General features: G+C 65.2%; 18 protein-coding genes. 13 read left to right on the top strand and 5 right to left on the bottom strand.

Going from position 1 to position 18,810, the window contains the following annotated elements:
* The first annotated feature begins 5 nt into the window (after positions 1-5).
* From H0P51_RS21980 to H0P51_RS21965, 4 genes are all read left to right on the top strand, one after another.
* Positions 6-1,223 carry a cytochrome P450 gene (locus H0P51_RS21980; RefSeq protein WP_180914971.1) on the top strand — a complete coding sequence of 406 codons (1,218 nt, stop codon included), beginning with the start codon at positions 6-8 and terminating at the stop codon, positions 1,221-1,223.
* 92 nt (positions 1,224-1,315) lie between these two features.
* Positions 1,316-2,800, top strand: a complete 1,485-nt coding sequence (locus H0P51_RS21975; RefSeq protein ID WP_180914970.1) for an aldehyde dehydrogenase family protein — start codon at positions 1,316-1,318, stop codon at positions 2,798-2,800.
* A gap of 187 nt (positions 2,801-2,987) precedes the next feature.
* Positions 2,988-4,136, top strand: a complete 1,149-nt coding sequence (locus H0P51_RS21970; protein WP_180914969.1) for a thiolase family protein — start codon at positions 2,988-2,990, stop codon at positions 4,134-4,136.
* A 53-nt stretch (positions 4,137-4,189) separates the two neighbouring features.
* Positions 4,190-4,933, top strand: coding sequence for an enoyl-CoA hydratase-related protein (locus H0P51_RS21965; protein WP_246398899.1), 744 nt, complete (start codon positions 4,190-4,192; stop codon positions 4,931-4,933).
* Positions 4,934-4,939: 6 nt separating this feature from the next.
* Here the strand turns inward: H0P51_RS21965 and H0P51_RS21960 are convergent, their stop codons facing one another.
* Genes H0P51_RS21960 through H0P51_RS21950 form a run of 3 tightly spaced genes read right to left on the bottom strand, consistent with a single transcriptional unit; the run spans position 4,940 to position 7,543 of the window.
* Positions 4,940-5,965: an NAD(P)/FAD-dependent oxidoreductase gene (locus H0P51_RS21960; protein ID WP_180914967.1), complete on the bottom strand. Its 1,026-nt coding sequence runs from the start codon at positions 5,963-5,965 to the stop codon at positions 4,940-4,942.
* A complete protein-coding gene (locus tag H0P51_RS21955; RefSeq protein ID WP_180914966.1) occupies positions 5,962-6,465 on the bottom strand; it encodes an isoprenylcysteine carboxyl methyltransferase family protein in 504 nt (167 codons plus the stop codon). Before H0P51_RS21955 ends, H0P51_RS21960 begins: the two co-directional genes overlap by 4 nt.
* Positions 6,466-6,469: 4 nt before the next feature.
* Positions 6,470-7,543: a type III polyketide synthase gene (locus H0P51_RS21950; RefSeq protein ID WP_180914965.1), complete on the bottom strand. Its 1,074-nt coding sequence runs from the start codon at positions 7,541-7,543 to the stop codon at positions 6,470-6,472.
* 146 nt (positions 7,544-7,689) lie between these two features.
* Between H0P51_RS21950 and H0P51_RS21945 the strand changes: the two genes are divergently transcribed.
* Both H0P51_RS21945 and H0P51_RS21940 read left to right on the top strand, forming a co-directional pair.
* On the top strand, positions 7,690-8,850 hold the full coding sequence (locus H0P51_RS21945) for an SDR family NAD(P)-dependent oxidoreductase (RefSeq protein ID WP_180914964.1): 1,161 nt from the start codon (positions 7,690-7,692) through the stop codon (positions 8,848-8,850).
* Positions 8,847-9,569, top strand: coding sequence for a CPBP family intramembrane glutamic endopeptidase (locus H0P51_RS21940; RefSeq protein ID WP_180914963.1), 723 nt, complete (start codon positions 8,847-8,849; stop codon positions 9,567-9,569). Before H0P51_RS21945 ends, H0P51_RS21940 begins: the two co-directional genes overlap by 4 nt.
* On the opposite strand, the gene H0P51_RS21935 is transcribed toward H0P51_RS21940, so the two are convergent.
* Complete coding sequence (locus H0P51_RS21935) at positions 9,532-10,869, bottom strand: NAD(P)H-binding protein (RefSeq protein ID WP_180914962.1); 1,338 nt, start codon at positions 10,867-10,869, stop codon at positions 9,532-9,534. The genes H0P51_RS21940 and H0P51_RS21935 overlap by 38 nt on opposite strands.
* Positions 10,870-11,072: 203 nt before the next feature.
* Between H0P51_RS21935 and H0P51_RS21930 the strand changes: the two genes are divergently transcribed.
* The 7 genes from H0P51_RS21930 (at position 11,073) to H0P51_RS21900 (ending at position 18,067) form a co-directional block, all read left to right on the top strand.
* A complete protein-coding gene (locus H0P51_RS21930; protein ID WP_180914961.1) occupies positions 11,073-11,849 on the top strand; it encodes an enoyl-CoA hydratase in 777 nt (258 codons plus the stop codon).
* Positions 11,850-12,104: 255 nt separating this feature from the next.
* The gene (locus H0P51_RS21925) at positions 12,105-12,674 is read left to right on the top strand and encodes a TetR/AcrR family transcriptional regulator (RefSeq protein ID WP_180914960.1); all 570 of its coding nucleotides are present in this window, start codon (positions 12,105-12,107) and stop codon (positions 12,672-12,674) included.
* Positions 12,675-12,762: 88 nt separating this feature from the next.
* The gene (locus tag H0P51_RS21920) at positions 12,763-13,593 is read left to right on the top strand and encodes an acyl-CoA thioesterase (protein WP_180914959.1); all 831 of its coding nucleotides are present in this window, start codon (positions 12,763-12,765) and stop codon (positions 13,591-13,593) included.
* A 98-nt stretch (positions 13,594-13,691) separates the two neighbouring features.
* Positions 13,692-14,297, top strand: a complete 606-nt coding sequence (locus H0P51_RS21915) for a TetR/AcrR family transcriptional regulator (protein ID WP_180914958.1) — start codon at positions 13,692-13,694, stop codon at positions 14,295-14,297.
* 286 nt (positions 14,298-14,583) lie between these two features.
* Positions 14,584-15,741, top strand: coding sequence for an acyl-CoA dehydrogenase family protein (locus tag H0P51_RS21910; RefSeq protein WP_180914957.1), 1,158 nt, complete (start codon positions 14,584-14,586; stop codon positions 15,739-15,741).
* Positions 15,738-16,715 (top strand): acyl-CoA dehydrogenase family protein, encoded by a 978-nt coding sequence (locus tag H0P51_RS21905; protein WP_180914956.1) that lies wholly within the window; start codon positions 15,738-15,740, stop codon positions 16,713-16,715. The genes H0P51_RS21910 and H0P51_RS21905 overlap by 4 nt, the downstream gene beginning before the upstream one ends.
* A gap of 146 nt (positions 16,716-16,861) precedes the next feature.
* Complete coding sequence (locus H0P51_RS21900; RefSeq protein WP_180914955.1) at positions 16,862-18,067, top strand: acyl-CoA dehydrogenase family protein; 1,206 nt, start codon at positions 16,862-16,864, stop codon at positions 18,065-18,067.
* A gap of 32 nt (positions 18,068-18,099) precedes the next feature.
* On the opposite strand, the gene H0P51_RS21895 is transcribed toward H0P51_RS21900, so the two are convergent.
* A complete protein-coding gene (locus H0P51_RS21895) occupies positions 18,100-18,768 on the bottom strand; it encodes a TetR/AcrR family transcriptional regulator (RefSeq protein WP_180914954.1) in 669 nt (222 codons plus the stop codon).
* Positions 18,769-18,810: the final 42 nt, after the last annotated feature.

Below are 18,810 nucleotides of genomic sequence, written 5' to 3'. Positions count from 1 at the left end.
CAGCAGTGGAACAGCTTTTCGACGATCTGGAAGATTTTGGCGCCTTCGACGACGCGATCTCCGGCGACGTCCGCGACCCCTACACCGAGTTGGCGCGATTGCGCCGCGAGGAACCGGTGCAACGCTTGGAAACCTCGGGGGCGCTGCCGCACGAGGAATCGCTGCCGATGTTCATCGTCTACCGACACGAGGACATCCAGCAGATGCTGCGCGACCACGAGACATTCTCCTCGGCGGCCGTCATTGCGGCGTTCGGGCCTGTCCTGGGTGAAGGCGTCATGTTGGGGATGGACGAGCCGATACACGGCCGGCTGCGGTCGCTGGTGTCGAAGGCGTTCTCGCAGAAGTCGTTGGCGCGCTGGCAGGACGAGTTGGTCGCCCGGGTGGCGAACAGCCTGATCGACAAGTTCGCGCCCAACGGAAGGGCCGATCTGGTGAAAGAGTTCACCTTCGACTATCCGAGCCAGATCATCGCCGGTTTGCTGGGCCTGCCGGAGCAGGATTATCCGCAGTTCCAGCGCTGGTCGATTTCCCTGCTGAGCTGGCTGATGAATCCGGAGCGCGGCCTTGCTGCCGCGGCGGCGCTGTGTGAATACTTCGCGCCCATCCTCGAGGCGCGCCGCGCCGAGCCGAAAGACGATCTGATCAGCGCCCTGGGTGCGGCGGAGATCGACGGCGAGAAGCTCGCCGACGAGGAGATCTTTTCGTTCCTGCGGCTGCTGTTGCCCGCCGGAGTGGAGACGACATACCGCTCCCTGGGCAGCCTATTGCTGGCGTTGCTCTCCGATCCGGAGCAGTTGGCAGCGATCCGCGCGGATCGGTCGTTGCTGCCGCAGGCCATCGAAGAGGGCGTGCGCTGGGAATCGCCATTGCTGACCATTACCCGGGTGGCCACCCGGGACACCGAACTCGGCGGAGTGGCGATTCCCGCCGGCGCCACGGTGATGCCGATGCTGGGCGCCGCCAACCGCCAAGAGGATCGCTATCCCGATCCGGACAGGTTCGATATCCACCGGCAGGCCAGGGCGCACCTGGGCTGGGGGCACGGCGTGCACGTTTGCCTGGGTATGCACCTGGCCCGGTTGGAGATGCGGACCGCGATCAATCTGCTGCTGGACCGGCTGCCGAACCTGCGGTTGGACCCCGACGGCGACGACCCACACATCAGGGGGCAGGTTTTCCGGTCGCCGACCTCGGTTCCGGTGTTGTTTGACCCCCAGTAGCGCACCCCGCAACGGCGCCAGGCTTGCCAATCGGCTAGTTTCCAGTAAGGCTCTCCATAGCCCCTTGTACGAGTCAGAAGAGAGTGACAGGTATGTCTGAAACTGTAAAGGTCCGTTTCGAGCCGAAGATGATGATCGACGGCAAGCTCGTCGACGGTCAGGCCGGTACCTTCACCAACATCAACCCGGCCACCGAGGAGTCCCTCGGTGAGGTCGCCGATGCGTCCAAGGAGGACATGCACCGGGCCATCGACGCCGCCCGGCGGGCCTTCGACGAGACCGACTGGTCGACCAACAAGGAGCTGCGTAAGCGCTGCCTGCTGCAGCTGCACGACGCGATCGAAGAGGAGAAGGAAGAGCTGCGCGAGGAGCTCATTCTCGAAGTCGGCTCGCCGCGCGCCATCACCTTCGGTCCGCAGCTGGACGCACCGCTGGCCGACGGACTCAAATACCCGGCCCGGCTGATCGATGAATACGCCTGGGAGACCGACCTCGGCGACCGGGTGATCAGTTTGACCGGAGCGAACACCACGATCAAAGTCTGGCGGGAGCCGGTAGGTGTGGTCGGCGCCATCGTGCCGTGGAACTTTCCGTTCGAAGTGACCATCAACAAACTCGGCCAGGCACTGGGGAGCGGCAACACCGTCGTCCTCAAACCGGCGCCCAACACCCCGTTCAACGCGACCCGGCTGGGTCGGCTGATCGCCGAGAAGACCGATATTCCGGCCGGCGTGGTCAATGTCGTCACCGCATCGGATCACTTTGTGGGCGAGGAACTTACGCTCTCGCCCAAGGTCGACCTGATCTCGTTCACCGGGTCGACGGTGGTGGGTAAGCGGATCATGGAGAAGGGCGCGGCCACCATGAAGCGGCTGTTCCTCGAGCTGGGCGGCAAGTCGGCCACCATCGTCCTGGAGGACGCCGACTTCGGGCTGGCCTGCGCGATCGGCATCGCCCCCTGCATGCACGCCGGACAGGGCTGCGCCAATCCCACCCGAATGCTGCTGCCGCGATCGCGATACGAGGAAGGCGTGGCGATCCTGAAGAGCATCTACGAGAACGTCACCTGCGGCGACCCGCAGGATCCTGGAACCCTTTGCGGCCCAGTGATTTCCAAGCGCCAGTTCGACCGGGTGACGGAATACATCAAGAAGGGCGTCGAGGAGGGTGCCACCGCGCTGGTCGGCGGACCCGGTGCCGAGACCGGCTTCGACAAGGGATACTTCATCCGCCCAACGCTGTTTACCGATGTCGACAACAAGATGACCATCGCCCAGGAAGAGATCTTCGGGCCGGTGCTATCGGTCATCCCGTTCGATGACGAGGAAGACGCGATCCGGATCGCCAACGACAGCGTGTACGGCCTGGCCGGCAACGTCATGTCAGGCTCACTGGAGCATTCGCTGGCGGTGGCCCGCCGAATCAAGGCCGGCTTCATCGGCGTCAACGGCGGCGCCCCCTATGGCGCCGACACTCCGTTCGGCGGCTACAAGGAGAGCGGCGTCGGCCGGCAGAACGGTGTCGCTGGCTTCGACCAGTACACCGAGATCAAGTCGGTGGGATACCCCGCCGTCTGATTCGCTGCCCGACGGCCACCTGTGCCTTGGGGTACGGGTGTCTTTCGGTTGGGGCACGCTCGATCCCAGGCATCTCATAGACGCCGAGACCGCGACGCAAGCTGCGGCTGGGCACCCCGGCACTGTGCCGTCGTAGCGGTTAGACGACAATCGGGGGGAAATCACACGTGTCAAAGGAGACATATCCATGGCTGAAGCAGTCATCGTCGAGGCAGTTCGTTCCCCGATCGGCAAGCGCAACGGGGGGTTGTCGGGTGTCCACCCGGCCGAGCTGTCCGCGCAGGTCCTCAATGGTTTGGTCAACAGAGCCGGCCTCGACCCCGAGCTGGTCGAAGACGTCATCTGGGGCTGTGTGATGCAAGCCGGCGAGCAGGCCCTCGACATCGGCCGCACTGCGCTGCTGACTGCGGGCTGGCCTGAGACGGTGCCCGGCGTGACCGTTGACCGTCAGTGTGGATCGAGCCAGCAGTCGGTGCATTTCGCCGCGGCCGGCGTGGTGGCCGGTCACTATGACGTCGTCGTTGCCGGTGGAGTCGAGTCGATGTCGCGTACGCCGATGGGCGCGTCACTAGCCAACGGCGGACGGCCCTTCCCGGAAGGTTTCCTCTCCCGCTACAAGGGCCAGATCCCCAACCAGGGCATCGGAGCCGAGATGATTGCCGAGCAGTGGGGCTTCTCTCGCACCGACCTCGACCAATTCTCCCTGGACTCGCACGAAAAGGCTGCTGCCGCACAAGATTCCGGTGCTTTCGATGACCAGATCGTGGGCATCAAGGATCAAGACGGCAACGTCGTTCTCAAGGACGAGGGCATTCGCCGCGGCACCCCGATGGAGAAAATGGCTTCGCTGAAGCCGGCTTTCAAGGAGGACGGCGTGATCCACGCCGGTAACTCCTCGCAGATTTCCGACGGCTCGGCGGCCCTGCTATTCATGTCCGCTGAGAAGGCCAAGGAGCTGGGTATGAAGCCAATCGCCAGGGTGCACACCGCAACTCTGGCCGGCGCCGACCCGGTGATCATGCTGACCGCTCCCATCCCGGCCACCCAGAAAGCGCTCAAGCGCTCCGGGTTGTCCATCGGCGACATCGGCGCCTACGAGGTGAACGAGGCTTTCGCGCCGGTTCCGCTGGCTTGGCTCAAGGACATCGGTGCCGACAAGAACAAGCTCAACCCCAACGGCGGCGCGATCGCGCTGGGTCACCCGCTCGGCGGCTCCGGCGCCCGGATCATGACTACGCTGCTATATCACATGCGGGACAACGGAATTCGCTACGGTCTGCAGACGATGTGTGAAGGTGGTGGGCAGGCCAACGCGACGATCCTCGAGCTTCTGTGACGCAGCTCTCCGGCACCGCTCCGGGTGCGCTGACCGAGCGCCGCGGCAATGTGATGATCATCACGATCAACCGGCCCGAGGCGCGTAACGCGATCAACGGTGCGGTCAGCATTGCCGTCGGCGATGCGCTCGAGGAGGCGCAGCACGATCCCGAGGTACGGGCGGTGGTGATCACCGGCGCAGGCGACAAGTCGTTCTGCGCCGGTGCGGATCTCAAGGCCATCGCCCGTAGGGAGAACCTGTATCACCCGGATCATCCTGAGTACGGCTTCGCCGGGTACGTGCACCACTTCATCGACAAGCCCACCATCGCCGCGGTCAACGGCACCGCGCTGGGCGGTGGTACCGAACTGGCGTTGGCCAGCGACCTGGTGGTCGCCGATGAACGCGCCCAGTTCGGGCTGCCGGAGGTCAAGCGCGGTTTGATTGCCGCGGCCGGTGGTGTGTTCCGGATCATGGAGCAGTTGCCGCGCAAGGTGGCGATGCAACTGTTGATGACCGGTGAACCGCTATCGGCGGCTGACGCGCACCGCTGGGGACTGATCAACGAGGTGGTCAAGGGCCCGGTGCTGGATGCCGCACTGGAGCTGGCCGACCGGGTGACCTGCAACGCTCCGCTGTCGGTGCAGGCCAGCAAGCGCATCGCCTACGGCGTGGACGATGGCGTCGTCACCGGTGACGAGCCGGGCTGGGACCGCACGGTGCGGGAGATGAAGACGCTGATCCGCACCGAGGACGCCCGGGAGGGCCCGCTGGCATTCGCCGAGAAACGTGAGCCGGTCTGGAAGGCCCGCTGAAACGCGTTACGAAGCCAAAACGTTGACGGTCCAACCGAACAGCGCGGGCAGCAGCGCGCACGCGGGCACCAGCGCGCGGCGGGCCGGTCGCGGTGTGCTGGCCAACACCAGGCCGCGGGTGAGCAGCCGGTAGTCGCGGGTGACGCGGTGCCACGCGCGCTCGTAGGACTGCGGGTTGTCGTCGGCGATAGCGAGCACCGCCGCCCCGGCCTGCTTGACGGCCAGGCTGACACCCTCGCCGGTCAGCGCGTCTTCGTAGCCGGCGGCGTCGCCGACCAGCAGCACCCGACCGGCGACCCTGCGCGACACCACTTGCCGCAACGGACCGCAACCGCGAGCCGGTCCGCGCTCGGCACCGCGAAGGTGGCGTGAGAGCGTTGGGAACCAATCGAATTCGGGCCGGTGCGCAGACAGGATGGCCACCCCGACCAGATCGGGTTCCACGGGCGTCACGTACGCCTCACCCCACCGCGACCAGTGCACCTCAACAAACTCCGACCACGCCGGTATCCGGTAATGCCAGCGCAGGCCGTGGCGCCGAGGATTACCCGCGGTGGCCTTGATTCCGGCGGCCCGCCGCACCGTGGAATGCAGACCGTCGGCTCCCACCAACCACCGCGCCCGCACCCCAGCCGCGCGCACTCCGTGCGTGTCCTGTTCGACAGTGCTCACCTTGGCCCGGATCCACTCGGCGCCTAGCTCTTTGGCGCGGGCTGACAGTGTCGCGTGCAGGGTGGTGCGCCGTACCCCGCGTCCCGGCCCGGTGCGAAACAACGCCTCGGCGCGGTGGTGCTCGCTGATGTAGGCGATGCCCCGAAAAGGCCTGCCCGCGGGGTCGACGCCCAGTGTGTTGAGTTCGGCCAGCCCGCCCGGCATCAGGCCCTCACCGCAGGCCTTGTCGATCGGATCCTGTCGGGGCTCGGCCACAATTACTGAAAGCCCTTGGGCACGTGCGTGTAACGCGGTCGCCAGGCCGCCGGGCCCGCCACCGACCACCAGCAGGTCGGTGTCGAAGGTGTCGTGGTGCGTCACGAGTAGCCCAGCACCGAGTTCTCCACCCGCAGCCGCACTGTCAGCAGGGCGGCATTAGCCACGGTGAACACCAGCGCAGTGATCCACGCCGTGTGCACCAGTGGCAGGGCGACGCCTTCGACGACCACCGCAACATAGTTCGGGTGGTGCATGAACCGGTAGGGGCCACGTTTGACCAATTGCGCGTGCGGCAGCACGATGACGCGGGTGTTCCACCGCTTGCCCAACGAATTGATGCACCACCAGCGCAGACCCTGACACAGCGCCACAACGACCGCCATCGGCCAGCCGAGCCACCCGATGAAAGGCCGGTGCAACGCCCACGGCTCGACCAGGCAGCCGACTAGCAGGGCGGTGTGCAGGGCCACCATCACCAGATAGTGGCGCTGGCCAAACTCCTTGGCGCCCTGTGCGAAAGACCATGTGGCGTTGCGCTTGGACACCACCAGTTCGGCCAGTCGCTCTAGCGCGACCGCCAAGATCAGCAGGTAGTAATACATCGTGTCACCACTCTAAAAGCACCAACTCCGAGCAGAACGCCGGACCCATCGCGACCATCAGGCCGATCGAACCGGGCGGTGGGGGTGCGACGATATTGGCCGCGAGCACGTCCAATACCGAAACGGAAGACAGATTACCGTTGTCGTGCAGGGACTTCCGGGTGCAGTCCAGCGCGTGGGGGGACAGCCCGAGCGTGCTTTCGACAGCCTCGATCACCCGCGGCCCACCCGGGTGGCACACCCAGGTGGACACGTCGTCGGGCGTCAATCGGTGATCCGCCAGGAAATTGCGGACATCTTCCCCGAGGTACTTCTCGGCCACGGTGGCGACATCGGCCGACAGGACGATCCGGAAGCCATCGCTACCGATGTTCCAGCCCATCACGTCCTCGGTGTCGGGGTAGAGCCGACTGCGGGTGGCCAGCACTTTCGGTCCCGACGCCGCCCGCGCCGCGCCGATGCCGATGACGGCAGCCGCGCCGTCCCCGAACAGGCTGGATGCCACCAGATTGGCCACCGAGCTATCTTCGCGCTGAATGGTCAGCGAACATAACTCGACAGCCAGCAAGACCCCGACCTGGTTGGGAAAAGCACACAGGTAGTCGTGCATCCGCGCGATCCCAGCCGCGCCCGCGACACACCCCAAGCCGAATAGCGGGACCCGTTTGACGTCCTGACGCAACCCCACCCGGCCGGCCAGGCGCGCCTCGAGAGTCGGCACTGCCAGACCGGTCACCGTGGTGGAGAACACGACATCAACATCCGACGGATCGAGTCCGCACTTTTCCAACGCCTCCAGCAGCGCCTGCTCGGCCAGATCGAGAGCGACCTCGACGAACGCGTCGTTGGCCTCGGTGAACCCAGACAATTGCGAATAGCGTTCCAGCGCCAGCGCGGTGTGCCGAGATCGGACGCCGGTGCTTGCAGCGAACCGACGAAACTGCGGGCCGGCGAATTGGGTGAGTGCGGCAACGGCCTCCTCTTGGCTGTAGCGGTGTCGCGGAAATTTCACGGAGACCGCGGCCACGGACGGATCTCCGCCAGAGTGTGACGGGTCTCCGCCAGGGTGTGTAGTCATGGCTTTGTCACGCTGCCGAGGCCGGATGGGTTCAAACCGGCGTCACCGGGCCCGATTTGGTCGGCTGCTGGCGGGGTACTAACTGGCGGGGTACTAAGTCGGGGATGCGGGCATAGGCCGAATCGTCGACGGATAGGTTGAAAAGAATGCGGATTCTGGTGACAGGTGCCACCGGATATGTGGGCTCGCGGCTGATCACCGCGCTGTTGGCCGAGGGCCATGAGGTGTTGGCGGCTACCCGAAACCCGGCTCGGCTCAAGCATTTCGGTTGGTCCCACGAGGTAGTGCCGGTGCAACTGGATGCGTCGGACCGGAAGCAGGCTCACGCAGCGCTGGCCGCAAGTACTGAAGCTTTCGGCCCGATCGACGTGGTGTACTACCTGATCCACGGGATCGGCCAGGACGGCTTCCGCGACACCGACAACGCTTCTGCCGCCAACGTCGCTGGCGCCGCCCGCAAGGCCGGGGTGTCGCGGATCGTTTACCTGGGCGGCTTCGTGCCCGACGACGACGCCCTGTCCGAGCACCTGACCAGTCGCGCCGAGGTTGCCCAGGCGCTTAGCGTGCAGGGCGGGCCGGACCTGGTGTGGCTGGGCGCGGCACTGATCATCGGTGCGGGGTCGACGTCCTTCGAGATGCTGCGCTACGTCGGCGACCGTTTCCCGGTGATGCCAATGCCGGGCTGGATGCACAACGACTTGGACCCGATCTCGATCCGCGATGTGTTGCACTACCTGATTGCGGCGGCCGACGCGGACCAGGTGCCGGCCGGGGCCTACGACATCAGCGGCCCGGAGACCACGTCCTATCGCGAGCTGCTCAAGAAATACGCCCGCATCTCGGGACGCTGGCACGCTGCCTGGCGGGTGCCGCACATCGACACGTCGGTCGCCTCGCTGTTCACCGCCCTGGCACTGCCCGTGCCGAGCGGTCTGGCCAGTGACCTGGTGGAGTCGCTGGATCACCCGATGCGCGCCTCGGGTAGCGGTTTGACCGAACTGGTCCCCGACCCGCCCGGTGGCCGGCTTGGACCCGACGAGGCGATCGCGCTGGCGCTGTCCGGTCACACCAACGAACCGCCTCGTCCCGTCAACGCGCTGTCCGACCCGCACCATCTCGCCGACACCGACCCCGCGTGGGCGGGCGGCGACGCGCTGCGCATCCGTCGCTGGGCCGGGACGGTGACACCGCCGATCGTGCGGCCTACGCTGCGTCTGGTTAACATCGTTCCCGGCCCGGTGGCCGGTGCGCTGCGCACCAGCTTGGACATTCTGCTCGCCCTGACCCCGAAGGTCCGCTTTGCATGACTGATACCGCCAGCCCGCACCGTGTCAGCGCGGTACAAGAGTTTCGCCGCGCGATCACCAATGTCGCTGTGCCCCATCATGAACCGCCCGCACTTGTACTGCGGCGGCGCATCATCGTCGCCATCACGCTGGTGCTCGGCGCGGTCACGCTGGGCTTCACGTTGCGCACTTCACCCGGCCAGACAAGCTTCTACTGGTTGACGTTGTTGCTGGCGGCGGTGTGGGCCGGGGGTTCATGGATATCCGGACCGCTGCACCTGGGCGGCATCTGCTGGCGTGGACGCAACCAGCGTCCGGTCATCACCGGGACCAGCATCGGGCTGTTGCTTGGCGGCGCCTTCTTGCTGGGCGGACTGCTCGCCCGCGAGATACCGCCGGTGGCCAACCTGATAACCCGGGTCCTGGTACTGAGCCATCAGGGTTCGTTCCTGCTCGTAGTGCTGATGACGGTGATCACCGGAGTGGCTGAAGAGATGTTCTTCCGCGGTGCACTTTTCACCGCGCTGGGCCGGCGGTTCCCCGTGGTGATCTCCACGCTGCTGTACGTGGTAGCGACGATGGCCAGCGGAAACCCGATGCTGGGCTTTGCGGCGATCATCTTGGGCATGGTGTGCGCACTGGAACGCCGAGCCACCGGTGGGGTGTTGGCGCCGATGCTGACCCACTTCTTCTGGGGCCTGATCATGGTGCTTGCACTGCCTCCGTTATTCGGGCTCTGACGACTTGGTGCGTCAGCGCTCGTAATGCCGCAACGCGTGCCGGCCACGCCGCGAACCAGTACATCCGGCCCGGCATGCCGCTGGGCAGGAAGGTCGCCCGCTGGGTGTAGGTCGTTCCGCCGCCGACCTTTGGCAGCACCGCCAGTTCCAGCCACATGCAACCCGGGGAGCGCTCGGTACCACGCAGCCGCAGCAGCCGGCCAGGTTCCCGCTGCACCACCTGCCAACCACAGTCGGTGACGGCATGCTCGGCTGCGCGCCACACGTCGTCGGGCGCGGCGGCGGTCGTGGCCGTCCGGACATCGGTGTAGACGATCTCGCCGGCCCACTGCGGATCGCTGGGCAATGCTTCGGGGGGCGGCGAGTCCCAGTCCGCTCCGGCCTCACCGCGCGACGCGCGAGCCAACGCGAGCTCGACGGCACGTCGGTAGCCGGTCAGCCCGCCCAGCGGCGGGTCGACAATGTCGTCGATGTCCGAATTGCGCATTACCGCATCGCATTCCAGTGATTCGATAAGCGGCCGCGCCAGCTTGGGCGGGATGGGGGTGACCGTGCCGACCCATAGGCTGGCGATGGTCGGCGTCAGGAAGGGCAACACGATCAGGCGGCGTCGGTGCAATCCGGCGACTTGGGCGTAGATCCGCATCATGTCGCCGTACTCCAACACATCGGGGCCGCCGATGTCCCAGGTCCGGGATTCCGGCACCGGCGCGGTCGCGGCCGCGGCCAGGTAGTACAGCGCGTCGCTGACCGCGATCGGCTGGATTCGGTTGTGCACCCACTTCGGCGTCGTCATCACCGGCAGCCGGTCGGTGAGGTGACGGATCATCTCAAACGACGCCGATCCGGACCCGATCACCACACCGGCCTGCAGCACCACCGTTTCGATGCCGGAATCGATCAGTTGCTTGCCCACCGCCTTGCGAGATTCCAGATGGGGCGAGAGCCGGCCGTTGGGGGGATGCAGGCCACCCAGATAAACCACCCGGCGGATCCCGGCGCGCCGAGCGGCCGTCACTACATTGCGCACGGACTGGGCCTCGGCGGCGGCGAAATCTTTGGACCCGCCCATCGAGTGCACCAGGTAGTAGACGACGTCGATGTCCTCGAACGCCGCGATCAGCGAATCGAGATCCGCGAGGTCTCCTTCGGCGACCTCTGCCCGAGAGCGCCACGGCACGTGCGCGAGTTTGTCCGGGTTGCGTGCCAGCGCACGCACCGCGTGACCCTTTTCCAGCAATTGCGGCACCAGTCGCGCGCCGATGTACCCGGTGGCACCGGTGACCAAGCAGTGAGTCATGAACCCCGTATTCCCTGTCGCTCGGTAATCATTCGGAGTCGAGGATGCGGCGGACTGTTCGGGCGGCGGGATCGTGTGGCCGATGCCGACGAGTGCGGGGCAAGGATCCAGTAGGCTACTAATCGAACGTTCGGCAGGTATGATTCGGACTTGGTTGTTTCCTGGCTGCCCGCGTCGTCGGACTAATCGAGGAGGTTGCGTCGGTGGTAAGTGAGGACACTTTGCTGCGCCAGCGACAGGGCGCACAGCTGCGCCTAGTCCTGAACCGTCCGGCCACCTTGAACTCTGTGGACGCAGCAACGCTCAGCGCGTTGACGGCCGCGGTCGAAGAAGCCGGCAACGACCCGCAGGTTCGCGTTGTCGTCCTCACCGGCAACGGTCGCGCCTTTTGCTCGGGAGCCGATGTTGCGACCCGGGACCAGAGTGGCGCCGACGGGGGCACGCTAGCCGCCGCAAATCGGGCGGTTCAGGCGATCCGAACATCGGACAAACCTGTCGTGGCGGCGGTCAACGGGCTGGCGGCCGGGGTAGGTGCATCCCTCGCTCTTGCCTGCGATGTGGTTGTCGCTCAGGAGTCTGCTTACTTCTTGCTCGCATTCACCAACATCGGACTGATGCCAGACGGCGGCGCTACCGCGGTGATACCCGCCGCTATCGGGCGGGCGCGGGCGTTGCGGATGGCGCTGATGGCTGAGCGTGTCTCGGCCACAGTGGCCGAGCAATGGGGTTTGATCGGGATGGCCGTCGAGGAGGCGAAGTTCACCGAGGTCGTCGAGGCGGTGGCAGCCAAGTTGGCCGCGGGGCCGCCATTGGCCATTGCCGAGACCAAACGTGCCATCAACGAGTTCACGCTGGAGCGATTTGATGCCGCGCTAGATTGTGAAACCACCGGGCAGAGAATGCTCATGAACACCGAGGATTTTCGTGAGGGGATTCGGGCTTTTCGCCAGAAAAGGCGTCCGGCGTTCAATGGCCGCTAGCGGTGCTTTGCGGCAGTGTCGGGCGTCTCCGGTTGGGTGTCCGGCCAGCTCCGTCAATGTCCGCGACCCCAGCCCGGCGCACGGTGCGACACACCGTGCATTTGCTCGCCGGCGAACCATTCGCACACCAGCAGGAGGCGGTGGCCGATGAGTCCGAAGGACCCATCAGAATCCGAATCCGCGCGATTTGCGGGTTCACGTACGACCGCGCGGGCCTTGAAAAACAACCCGGCAGGCTTGGCGACGCTACGTGAGGTGGCACGTCGCGAATTCGTCGAACGGGGCTTCCACGCCGTATCGATCCGCGACATCGCCAAAGAGGCCGGTTTGAGCCTGTCGGTGCTATACCACTACTACGCCAGCAAGCAGGAACTGCTCTACGGCGTGCTGAACGAGGCGATCGACAGTTTCCACAAGATCCTTGAGCGGCACTCGGCCGATTCGACCACCGACCCGGTGCAGCATTTCTTGGTGCTGGTGGACAGCATGGTTGAATACCGCGCCAAGCTGCGCGTCGACAGCCTGCTTTTCATCCGCGAGATACGCAACCTCGAACCCGACTACGCTCGGCGCCTCTCGACCCGGCAGGCCGATGTGGTGGGCCTGTTCGACGCTGCCATCGCTGCCGGCCTGGCGGCAGGTGTCTTTCATACTCCATATCCCGACGACGCTCGCCGCACGCTGATCGCCGCGCTCAACGCAATCCCGGAGTGGTACCGTCCCTCGGGCACGATCGGCATCGATGAGCTGACCAAACGGTACCGTCGGCTGGCACTGGCATTGATGGAATACGGCACCGACGGCGATGGCGGGGCCGGGGTCTGAGAAGCCCCGACGCAGTATTTGCCGGCAGCCATCGAAAGGACGTGTCGTGGCCGGACGGCCGGAGCAAAACGAAACGGACTCTTGCTCGTTGAACCGTTTGAACCGTCGACCCGATGTCCATGATGTGTTTGCCGTAGCAGCGATCGGTGAACGCACGTGGCAGTCGTGTCATACCGATGCCCGTGGTGGCCGGATGTTCGGCGGCCAAACGCTTGCCCAATTGCTCACCGCGGGTTACCAGTCGGTCGGCGACCACCTGGTGGCGAGCAGTCTTAGCGTGACGTTCCTGCGTCCGGGGGACGGCGGCGCAGTCTGCGAGTACCGGGTTGGACACGCACACGACGGACAATCGTCGGCGGTTCGCGACGTGACCGCCTGCCAAGACGGTGTGCCGGTTGCCTTGGCCGCGATCGGCTTTCGTCGACCCGATGCGTGTGCCTGGTCGCATCGGCATGGCGTGGGAGACGCCACACCGGATCCGCGTGCTCGTCCCGGTCTGCCGCACCCGGCGCGAGCGATCCCCGCGGGGGCCTTTGATGTCTGCTACCTCGATACCCGCGAGGACGGGTTTTTCGTGCGGCGGTTGTGGTTCAGAGCCCTGGGGCAACTACCCGCCCACCCGGCCATCCACCACGGGATAGTGGCGTTGATCAGTGATCTGTATCTATTCGAACCCGCGCTCGTCGAGAACGGCTACGCCGCCGACGACAGGCGCATTCGGTACGCCACGACGCAGCACAGCATGTGGTTCCACGACCTGGTGACGACCGATCAGTGGTTGCTGATCGAGTCGCGTTCCCCGGTGAGTGCCGGTGGTCGCGGCTTGGTGACAGCGCAGGTCCGCGGCCCAGGCAACACGGTGGTGGCTACGGCCGTGCAGGAGGTCGCGATCCGCCTCCCATCCGAGTCCCCGGCGTGACGACCCGCGGTGGGACGGTGGGTTGGGGACTGGCCGGCCCAGCGTGTCTCCTGGCTGCAAAGCCGTCGTAGCTATTTACCACTCGGTAATCTGTGTCGATGAGTTCGGAGAAAACCTCAAGACGGTCCCGCGTACTGCAAGAGGCTGCGCGGTTGTTCATGGCCTGCGGATACAGCGGAACGTCGATGGACGACATCGCTTCGGCGCTCGGCTTCACCAAGCCCGCCCTCTACCACTATTTCCAGGCCAAGTCCGACATCCTTTACGAGATTTACAGCAACGTTGCCGAGGAGATAAACGCGCGGGTGCAGCGGCACCCGCCCGATTGGAGTCCCGATCGACGACTGCATCAGATGATGCACGACGTCATGGATCTAGTGCGCCAGATGCCCGTGGAAGTAACGGTGTTTTTCCAGGAGGGGCCGCTGCTGTCCAGCTGTCTGCCACGTCGTCAGGCCAAGGCGCTGCGCGCTCTGGAGCAGCGATTCACCGACTACGTCGTCGACGCGGTGGACGACGCCATGCAGGCCGGCATCATGAGGCCGATGGATCCCACCCTTACCGGCTACGCGTTCATCGCAATGGTGTCGTGGGCCGCGCGGTGGTACCGGCCCGGCGGGCGAGCGAGTGCCAGCGAGATCGCCGACTTGTACTTCGCCATCGCCATGGACGGGGCCCGATCTCCTGGGGAGCCGGCTCGCTGAGCGGGACGTTGCAGGTTGCCTGAATTGACTAGATGATAAGCCGATGCTCGGTTTTGAGAGGGATTTACCCTTGATATAGCGTAGTTTTGACTATGCTAAGGGTGTTGACGCCTTACCATCTGATAAGTAACGTCGCATCGGAACGCGGGTGGTGCTGTTACCCGCCCCGGCTTGGCGGTGCCAGGCCAACTCGAACCGACCGGCTATCCGACTGTGCTGGAGACGCAACGTTGCGAACAACGAAGACATTGCGCCAGGGGGCGTGCTGTGCGAGTCGGGTGAGCGCGTGAGCAGCGACGTCGGTTGGGAGCAACTGCTGCGGTTTCGGGAGGATTTCCGCGGCTGGGTTGCCGGTGCGGCTGAGCAGCTCGACGGGTTGCGGATGGTGGCAAACAGTCCAGCGGAGCAGCTCGGTCAGGCCCGTGCGCTGCAACGACTCTTGTACGAATCAAGATGGGCTCGACACGGGTGGCCCGACCACGCCGGCGGCCTCGGCGGATCGGTGTTATTGCGCGGTGTCGTTGGCGAAGAACTGACGAAGGCCGGTTACCCGCCGCCGTTCGCTTGCAGCCTGATCGAAGTACTGGGGCCTGCGGTGCTTGAGTTCGGCAGCCCGGAGCTGGTCGCCGAATTTTTCCCCCGTCTGCTCGACGGTACCGATGTCTGGTGCCAAGGATTCTCTGAACCCGAGGCCGGAAGCGATCTCGGTGCTTTGCGCACCCGAGCGGTCGATGCCGACACGCACTGGGTGGTGAGCGGACAGAAGATCTGGACGTCGTATGCCATGGGCGCGCAACGTTGCCTGCTGCTGGCGCGAACCGGCGACGTCTCCGCGGGATTTCGGGGTGTTACCGCGTTGTTTGTCGACATGGACTCGCCGGGTGTCCAGGTCCGCCCGCTGCGCGCGATGACGGGCGACGACGAGTTTGCCGAGCTGTTCTTCGACGAGGTCGAGGTGCCGAAAGCGCGCACCGTCGGTGTGGTGGACGGCGGCGGCGAGGTGGTGCGAAAGGTGTTGGGCAACGAGCGTGGGGTGTTGGCGTGGCAGCGGCAGGCCTGGCTGCATACCCGACTGCGCGACGCTATCGCCGGTGCCGATGCTGGTGCCAGTGCGCCCGCAGCTGGTCACGTTGGCGATGCGTACGTCGCCCTGCATGCACTCCGCTTGCGAGTGCGGGAAACCTTCCACGCCGCGGCGGCGGGTTGCGACGTCGGCGCTGGCACGTCGGTGGACAAGATCTTGCTGTCGACTGCCGAGAAGGCGGTCTTTGACACCGCGCTCAAGCTCGAACCGCAGCTGATCCTGCTGAATGACGGTCCTGTGGCCGCTCGCTGGCGCTACGACCACACCTATTCGCGCGCCTCGTCGATCTATGGCGGTACCGCGGAGATTCAACGAAACATCGTGGCTGAGCGCCTCCTCCGCCTTCCCCGAGAGAGGTGAGCACTTCGTTGGATGCCGTCGTCGACCAACAGCTCCATGACACGACCGCGTTGCTACTGGCAGGTTGCGAACCGGCCGAGGTACCCGATCGACTGCTGCGCTCGGGCTGGTACGAACTGTGGGAGGAAGAACCGCAGGCCGCAGCGCACGCGCTCTTTGCACAGCAAGGCCGCTTGGCCAAGTCGTCAGCAATGCTTTCGCTGCTGGCCGGACCTGTTCTCGCCGGTGTCGCAGAGCCGTGCGCGGCGCTGTTCCCGACGCCCGCACGCGTCGGCCCGACCCGCGGCGATGGGTCCGAGGTCCTCGCGTTGACGTACGCCACCGCTCTCGATCGGGTGGACCGTGCGGTCATGGCCGTGACCCGGGCGGGCGGCCTCCAGGTCGTCGCGCTGCGACGTGACGAGCTCACGGTCAGGCCGCTGCGGGGGCTCGATCCCGATCTCGGACTGTGCTGGGTGGACGCGACATGCGCAATCGGCGGCGCCGAGCCGCTGGCGATCGGTGACACCGCGGCGCAGCGGTGTGCACACGCTCTCGCACTCGCGCGCCGGCTCTTGGCAGAGGAGATGAACGGTCTAGTCGGCGCGCAGCTGCAGATGGCGGTAGACCACGCACAGTCACGAGCCCAGTTCGGCCGCAAAGTCGGTTCCTATCAGGCGGTCAAGCACCGTCTTGCGGAGACTTTCGTCGCCGCCGAGAGCGCGCGGCTGGCTACCGCAGCGGCGTGGAGCGACCCACACCCGAATGCGTCGGTGATGGCCAAGGTGCACGCAGGAATAGCGGTCGACATTGCCAACCAGCACTGCCTTCAGGTGCTGGGCGGGATTGGTTTCACCTGGGAGCACCCGTTTCACCGTTACTACCGTCGGGGCCGCGTTCTTGACCTTTTGCTGGGCTCGGCGACACAACTGACCGAATGGACAGGCCGTCAGCTTCTCGCGACCGCCCAGCTTTGGCCGCTGGCTCCGCTTTAGCCCGCCTCGGCACACCCCCTAGTCCCCGACTTTGGGCAGTACCCAACCCGGCCGGCAGCCCCCGCGGCGGCACAGGCCTTACATCAATTACGGAAGCCTTACGTCAACTACGGAAGCCTTACGTCAACTACGGAAGAGGACCAAACATGCTGTGCTGGACCGAAGAACAACTGATGTACCGCCACGCGGTGCGTCGGTTCGTGGAGGCCAAGGTGGCGCCCAAGCGCGAGGCACTGGAGTTCGAGGGCCTGCCGCCGTACGACATTCTGCGCCAGTTCTACGACGAGTTCGGCGTTGGTACGGCCGCTATGGAGCGGTTCGAGGCGTCGATGAGCGGACGAGAAATGCCTCCTCGTTTCGCGGCGGAGAAGCTCATTCCGCTCATCGAGTTCTCCCGGTACTGTCCCGGAATCGCTGTTGCGCTGGGGACCAGTATCGACCTCACCGCGGGGGCGATCCTTCGCGGTGGCACCGTAGAGCAGAAACGGCGGTGGGTGCCAGACTTGCTTACCCTGAACAAGATTGGGGCATGGGCCATTACCGAGCCGGAGTCCGGATCCGACGCGTTCGGGTCGATGCGCTCGACGGCCCGCCCGGTGACCGGGGGCTGGCTGCTCAATGGCAGTAAGACGTTCATCAGCAACGGTCCATACGCCGATACCTTGGTCTTCATCTGCAAGCTTGATGATGGCGCCGAGGTGTCGCCGCGCCATCGTCCCATCCTGACTTTTGTCCTCGACCGGGACATGCCGGGCATGTATCAAAGCAAGCCGCTGCGCAAGATGGGTCAACACTCCTCGCCTACCGGGGAGTTTCAGCTGCAAGATGTCTTCGTGCAAGAAGACCGATTGTTGCGGGGTCCTGATCGGCCGATCCGCGGTGGCGAAGGCGCCAAGGACAAGAGCGCGACCGCGACCTTCGCCATGGAGCGGGCCAGCGTGGCCGCCACGGCACTGGGAATCGTCGAGCGGTGCCTCGAGCTATGTATCGACTATGCCCGCAGTCGCGTTCAATTCGGTCGCCCGATTGGCGACTACCAACTGATTCAACTCAAGCTGGCCAAGATGGAGGTGGCCCGGCTCAACATCGAGCACCTGGTGCTGCAATACATGGCGATGGCCGACGCCGGGGCGCGGCCCACTTTGGCCGAGGCCTCGGCTGTGAAACTCTATGCCGCGCAAGCGGCAATGGACGTCGCGCTGGAAGCGGTCCAGGTGTACGGCGGCAACGGCTACATGGCGGAGAATCATGTCGAGCAACTGTGCCGCGATGCCAAGGTGTTGCAGATCTACGGCGGCACCGATGAGATCCAGATTCGCGCCATCGCCAAAGACCTGCTGAACCGGAATTGAGGTGCCGGTTCAGCAGTGCGGGTCTTCGGCACCTACGATTGCGGGCTTCCGAGCTGCAAGGTACCGGCCCATAGCGTCACGAGGGTATCGGACCATGCCTGTTCTCCAGGCAGCTCAAGTTCGTTGCCGCGCCCGGCGATATACAGGCAGCGCTCGGTGCTCCACACCAGCGCGCGAGCGAGTTCGATGCTTGGCAACCCGGGCGGTAGCGCACCCTGTTCTCGCAACGCGTCGACCTCAGCGGCGATCGCGTCGGCGAACCGCGACATGGCCCCCTGCCACTGGATCTCGAGTTCTGGGGACGCCGGCCAGTGTTCCATCACGACGCGCAGCAGGACGCGATGCGTGCCCCAAAGCTCCAGTGCCGAGTTGATGCTGACCCGCAGCGACTCCACCATCGTCATAGCTGGCCGAGTCAAAAAGGGGCTGGCGACTGCGAACACCTCGTCCATGACGTTGACGAGCAGGCCCGCCACCACACCCAGCTTGGAGCTGAAGTAGTGATAGAAGCTGGCCCTGGACAGGCCCGCCCCCTCTAAGATCTGGGCCACGCTCAACTCCGCGAATGGCCGTTGTTCCAACAGGGTCTCGGTGGCCCTGAAAATTGCCAGTTCGGTCTCGCTTGCCCCGGTGCGGATACGCGGACGGTCGACCAAGCGCGCCGCGGCCAAATCGCGCCTGGCGTCAGGTGGATTAGGCAAAGCAGCATCCCTTTCCTGACGGCAAACGGCGACGCCAGATTA

This window comes from Mycobacterium vicinigordonae (assembly GCF_013466425.1).
GTDB classification, from domain to species: Bacteria; Actinomycetota; Actinomycetes; order Mycobacteriales; family Mycobacteriaceae; genus Mycobacterium; species Mycobacterium vicinigordonae.
Note: the sequence above shows the minus strand (reverse complement) of the source record. Positions and strands in the feature narration are given on the sequence as shown.

Coding starts and splice junctions, on each gene's coding strand:
- H0P51_RS21975 (WP_180914970.1), top strand. CDS start 1,316: ATGTCTGAAACTGTAAAGGTCCGTTTCGAGCCGAAGATGATGATCGAC.
- H0P51_RS21970 (WP_180914969.1), top strand. CDS start 2,988: ATGGCTGAAGCAGTCATCGTCGAGGCAGTTCGTTCCCCGATCGGCAAG.
- H0P51_RS21965 (WP_246398899.1), top strand. CDS start 4,190: ATGATCATCACGATCAACCGGCCCGAGGCGCGTAACGCGATCAACGGT.
- H0P51_RS21955 (WP_180914966.1), bottom strand. CDS start 6,465: ATGTATTACTACCTGCTGATCTTGGCGGTCGCGCTAGAGCGACTGGCC.
- H0P51_RS21950 (WP_180914965.1), bottom strand. CDS start 7,543: ATGACTACACACCCTGGCGGAGACCCGTCACACTCTGGCGGAGATCCG.
- H0P51_RS21945 (WP_180914964.1), top strand. CDS start 7,690: ATGCGGATTCTGGTGACAGGTGCCACCGGATATGTGGGCTCGCGGCTG.
- H0P51_RS21940 (WP_180914963.1), top strand. CDS start 8,847: ATGACTGATACCGCCAGCCCGCACCGTGTCAGCGCGGTACAAGAGTTT.
- H0P51_RS21935 (WP_180914962.1), bottom strand. CDS start 10,869: ATGACTCACTGCTTGGTCACCGGTGCCACCGGGTACATCGGCGCGCGA.
- H0P51_RS21915 (WP_180914958.1), top strand. CDS start 13,692: ATGAGTTCGGAGAAAACCTCAAGACGGTCCCGCGTACTGCAAGAGGCT.
- H0P51_RS21900 (WP_180914955.1), top strand. CDS start 16,862: ATGCTGTGCTGGACCGAAGAACAACTGATGTACCGCCACGCGGTGCGT.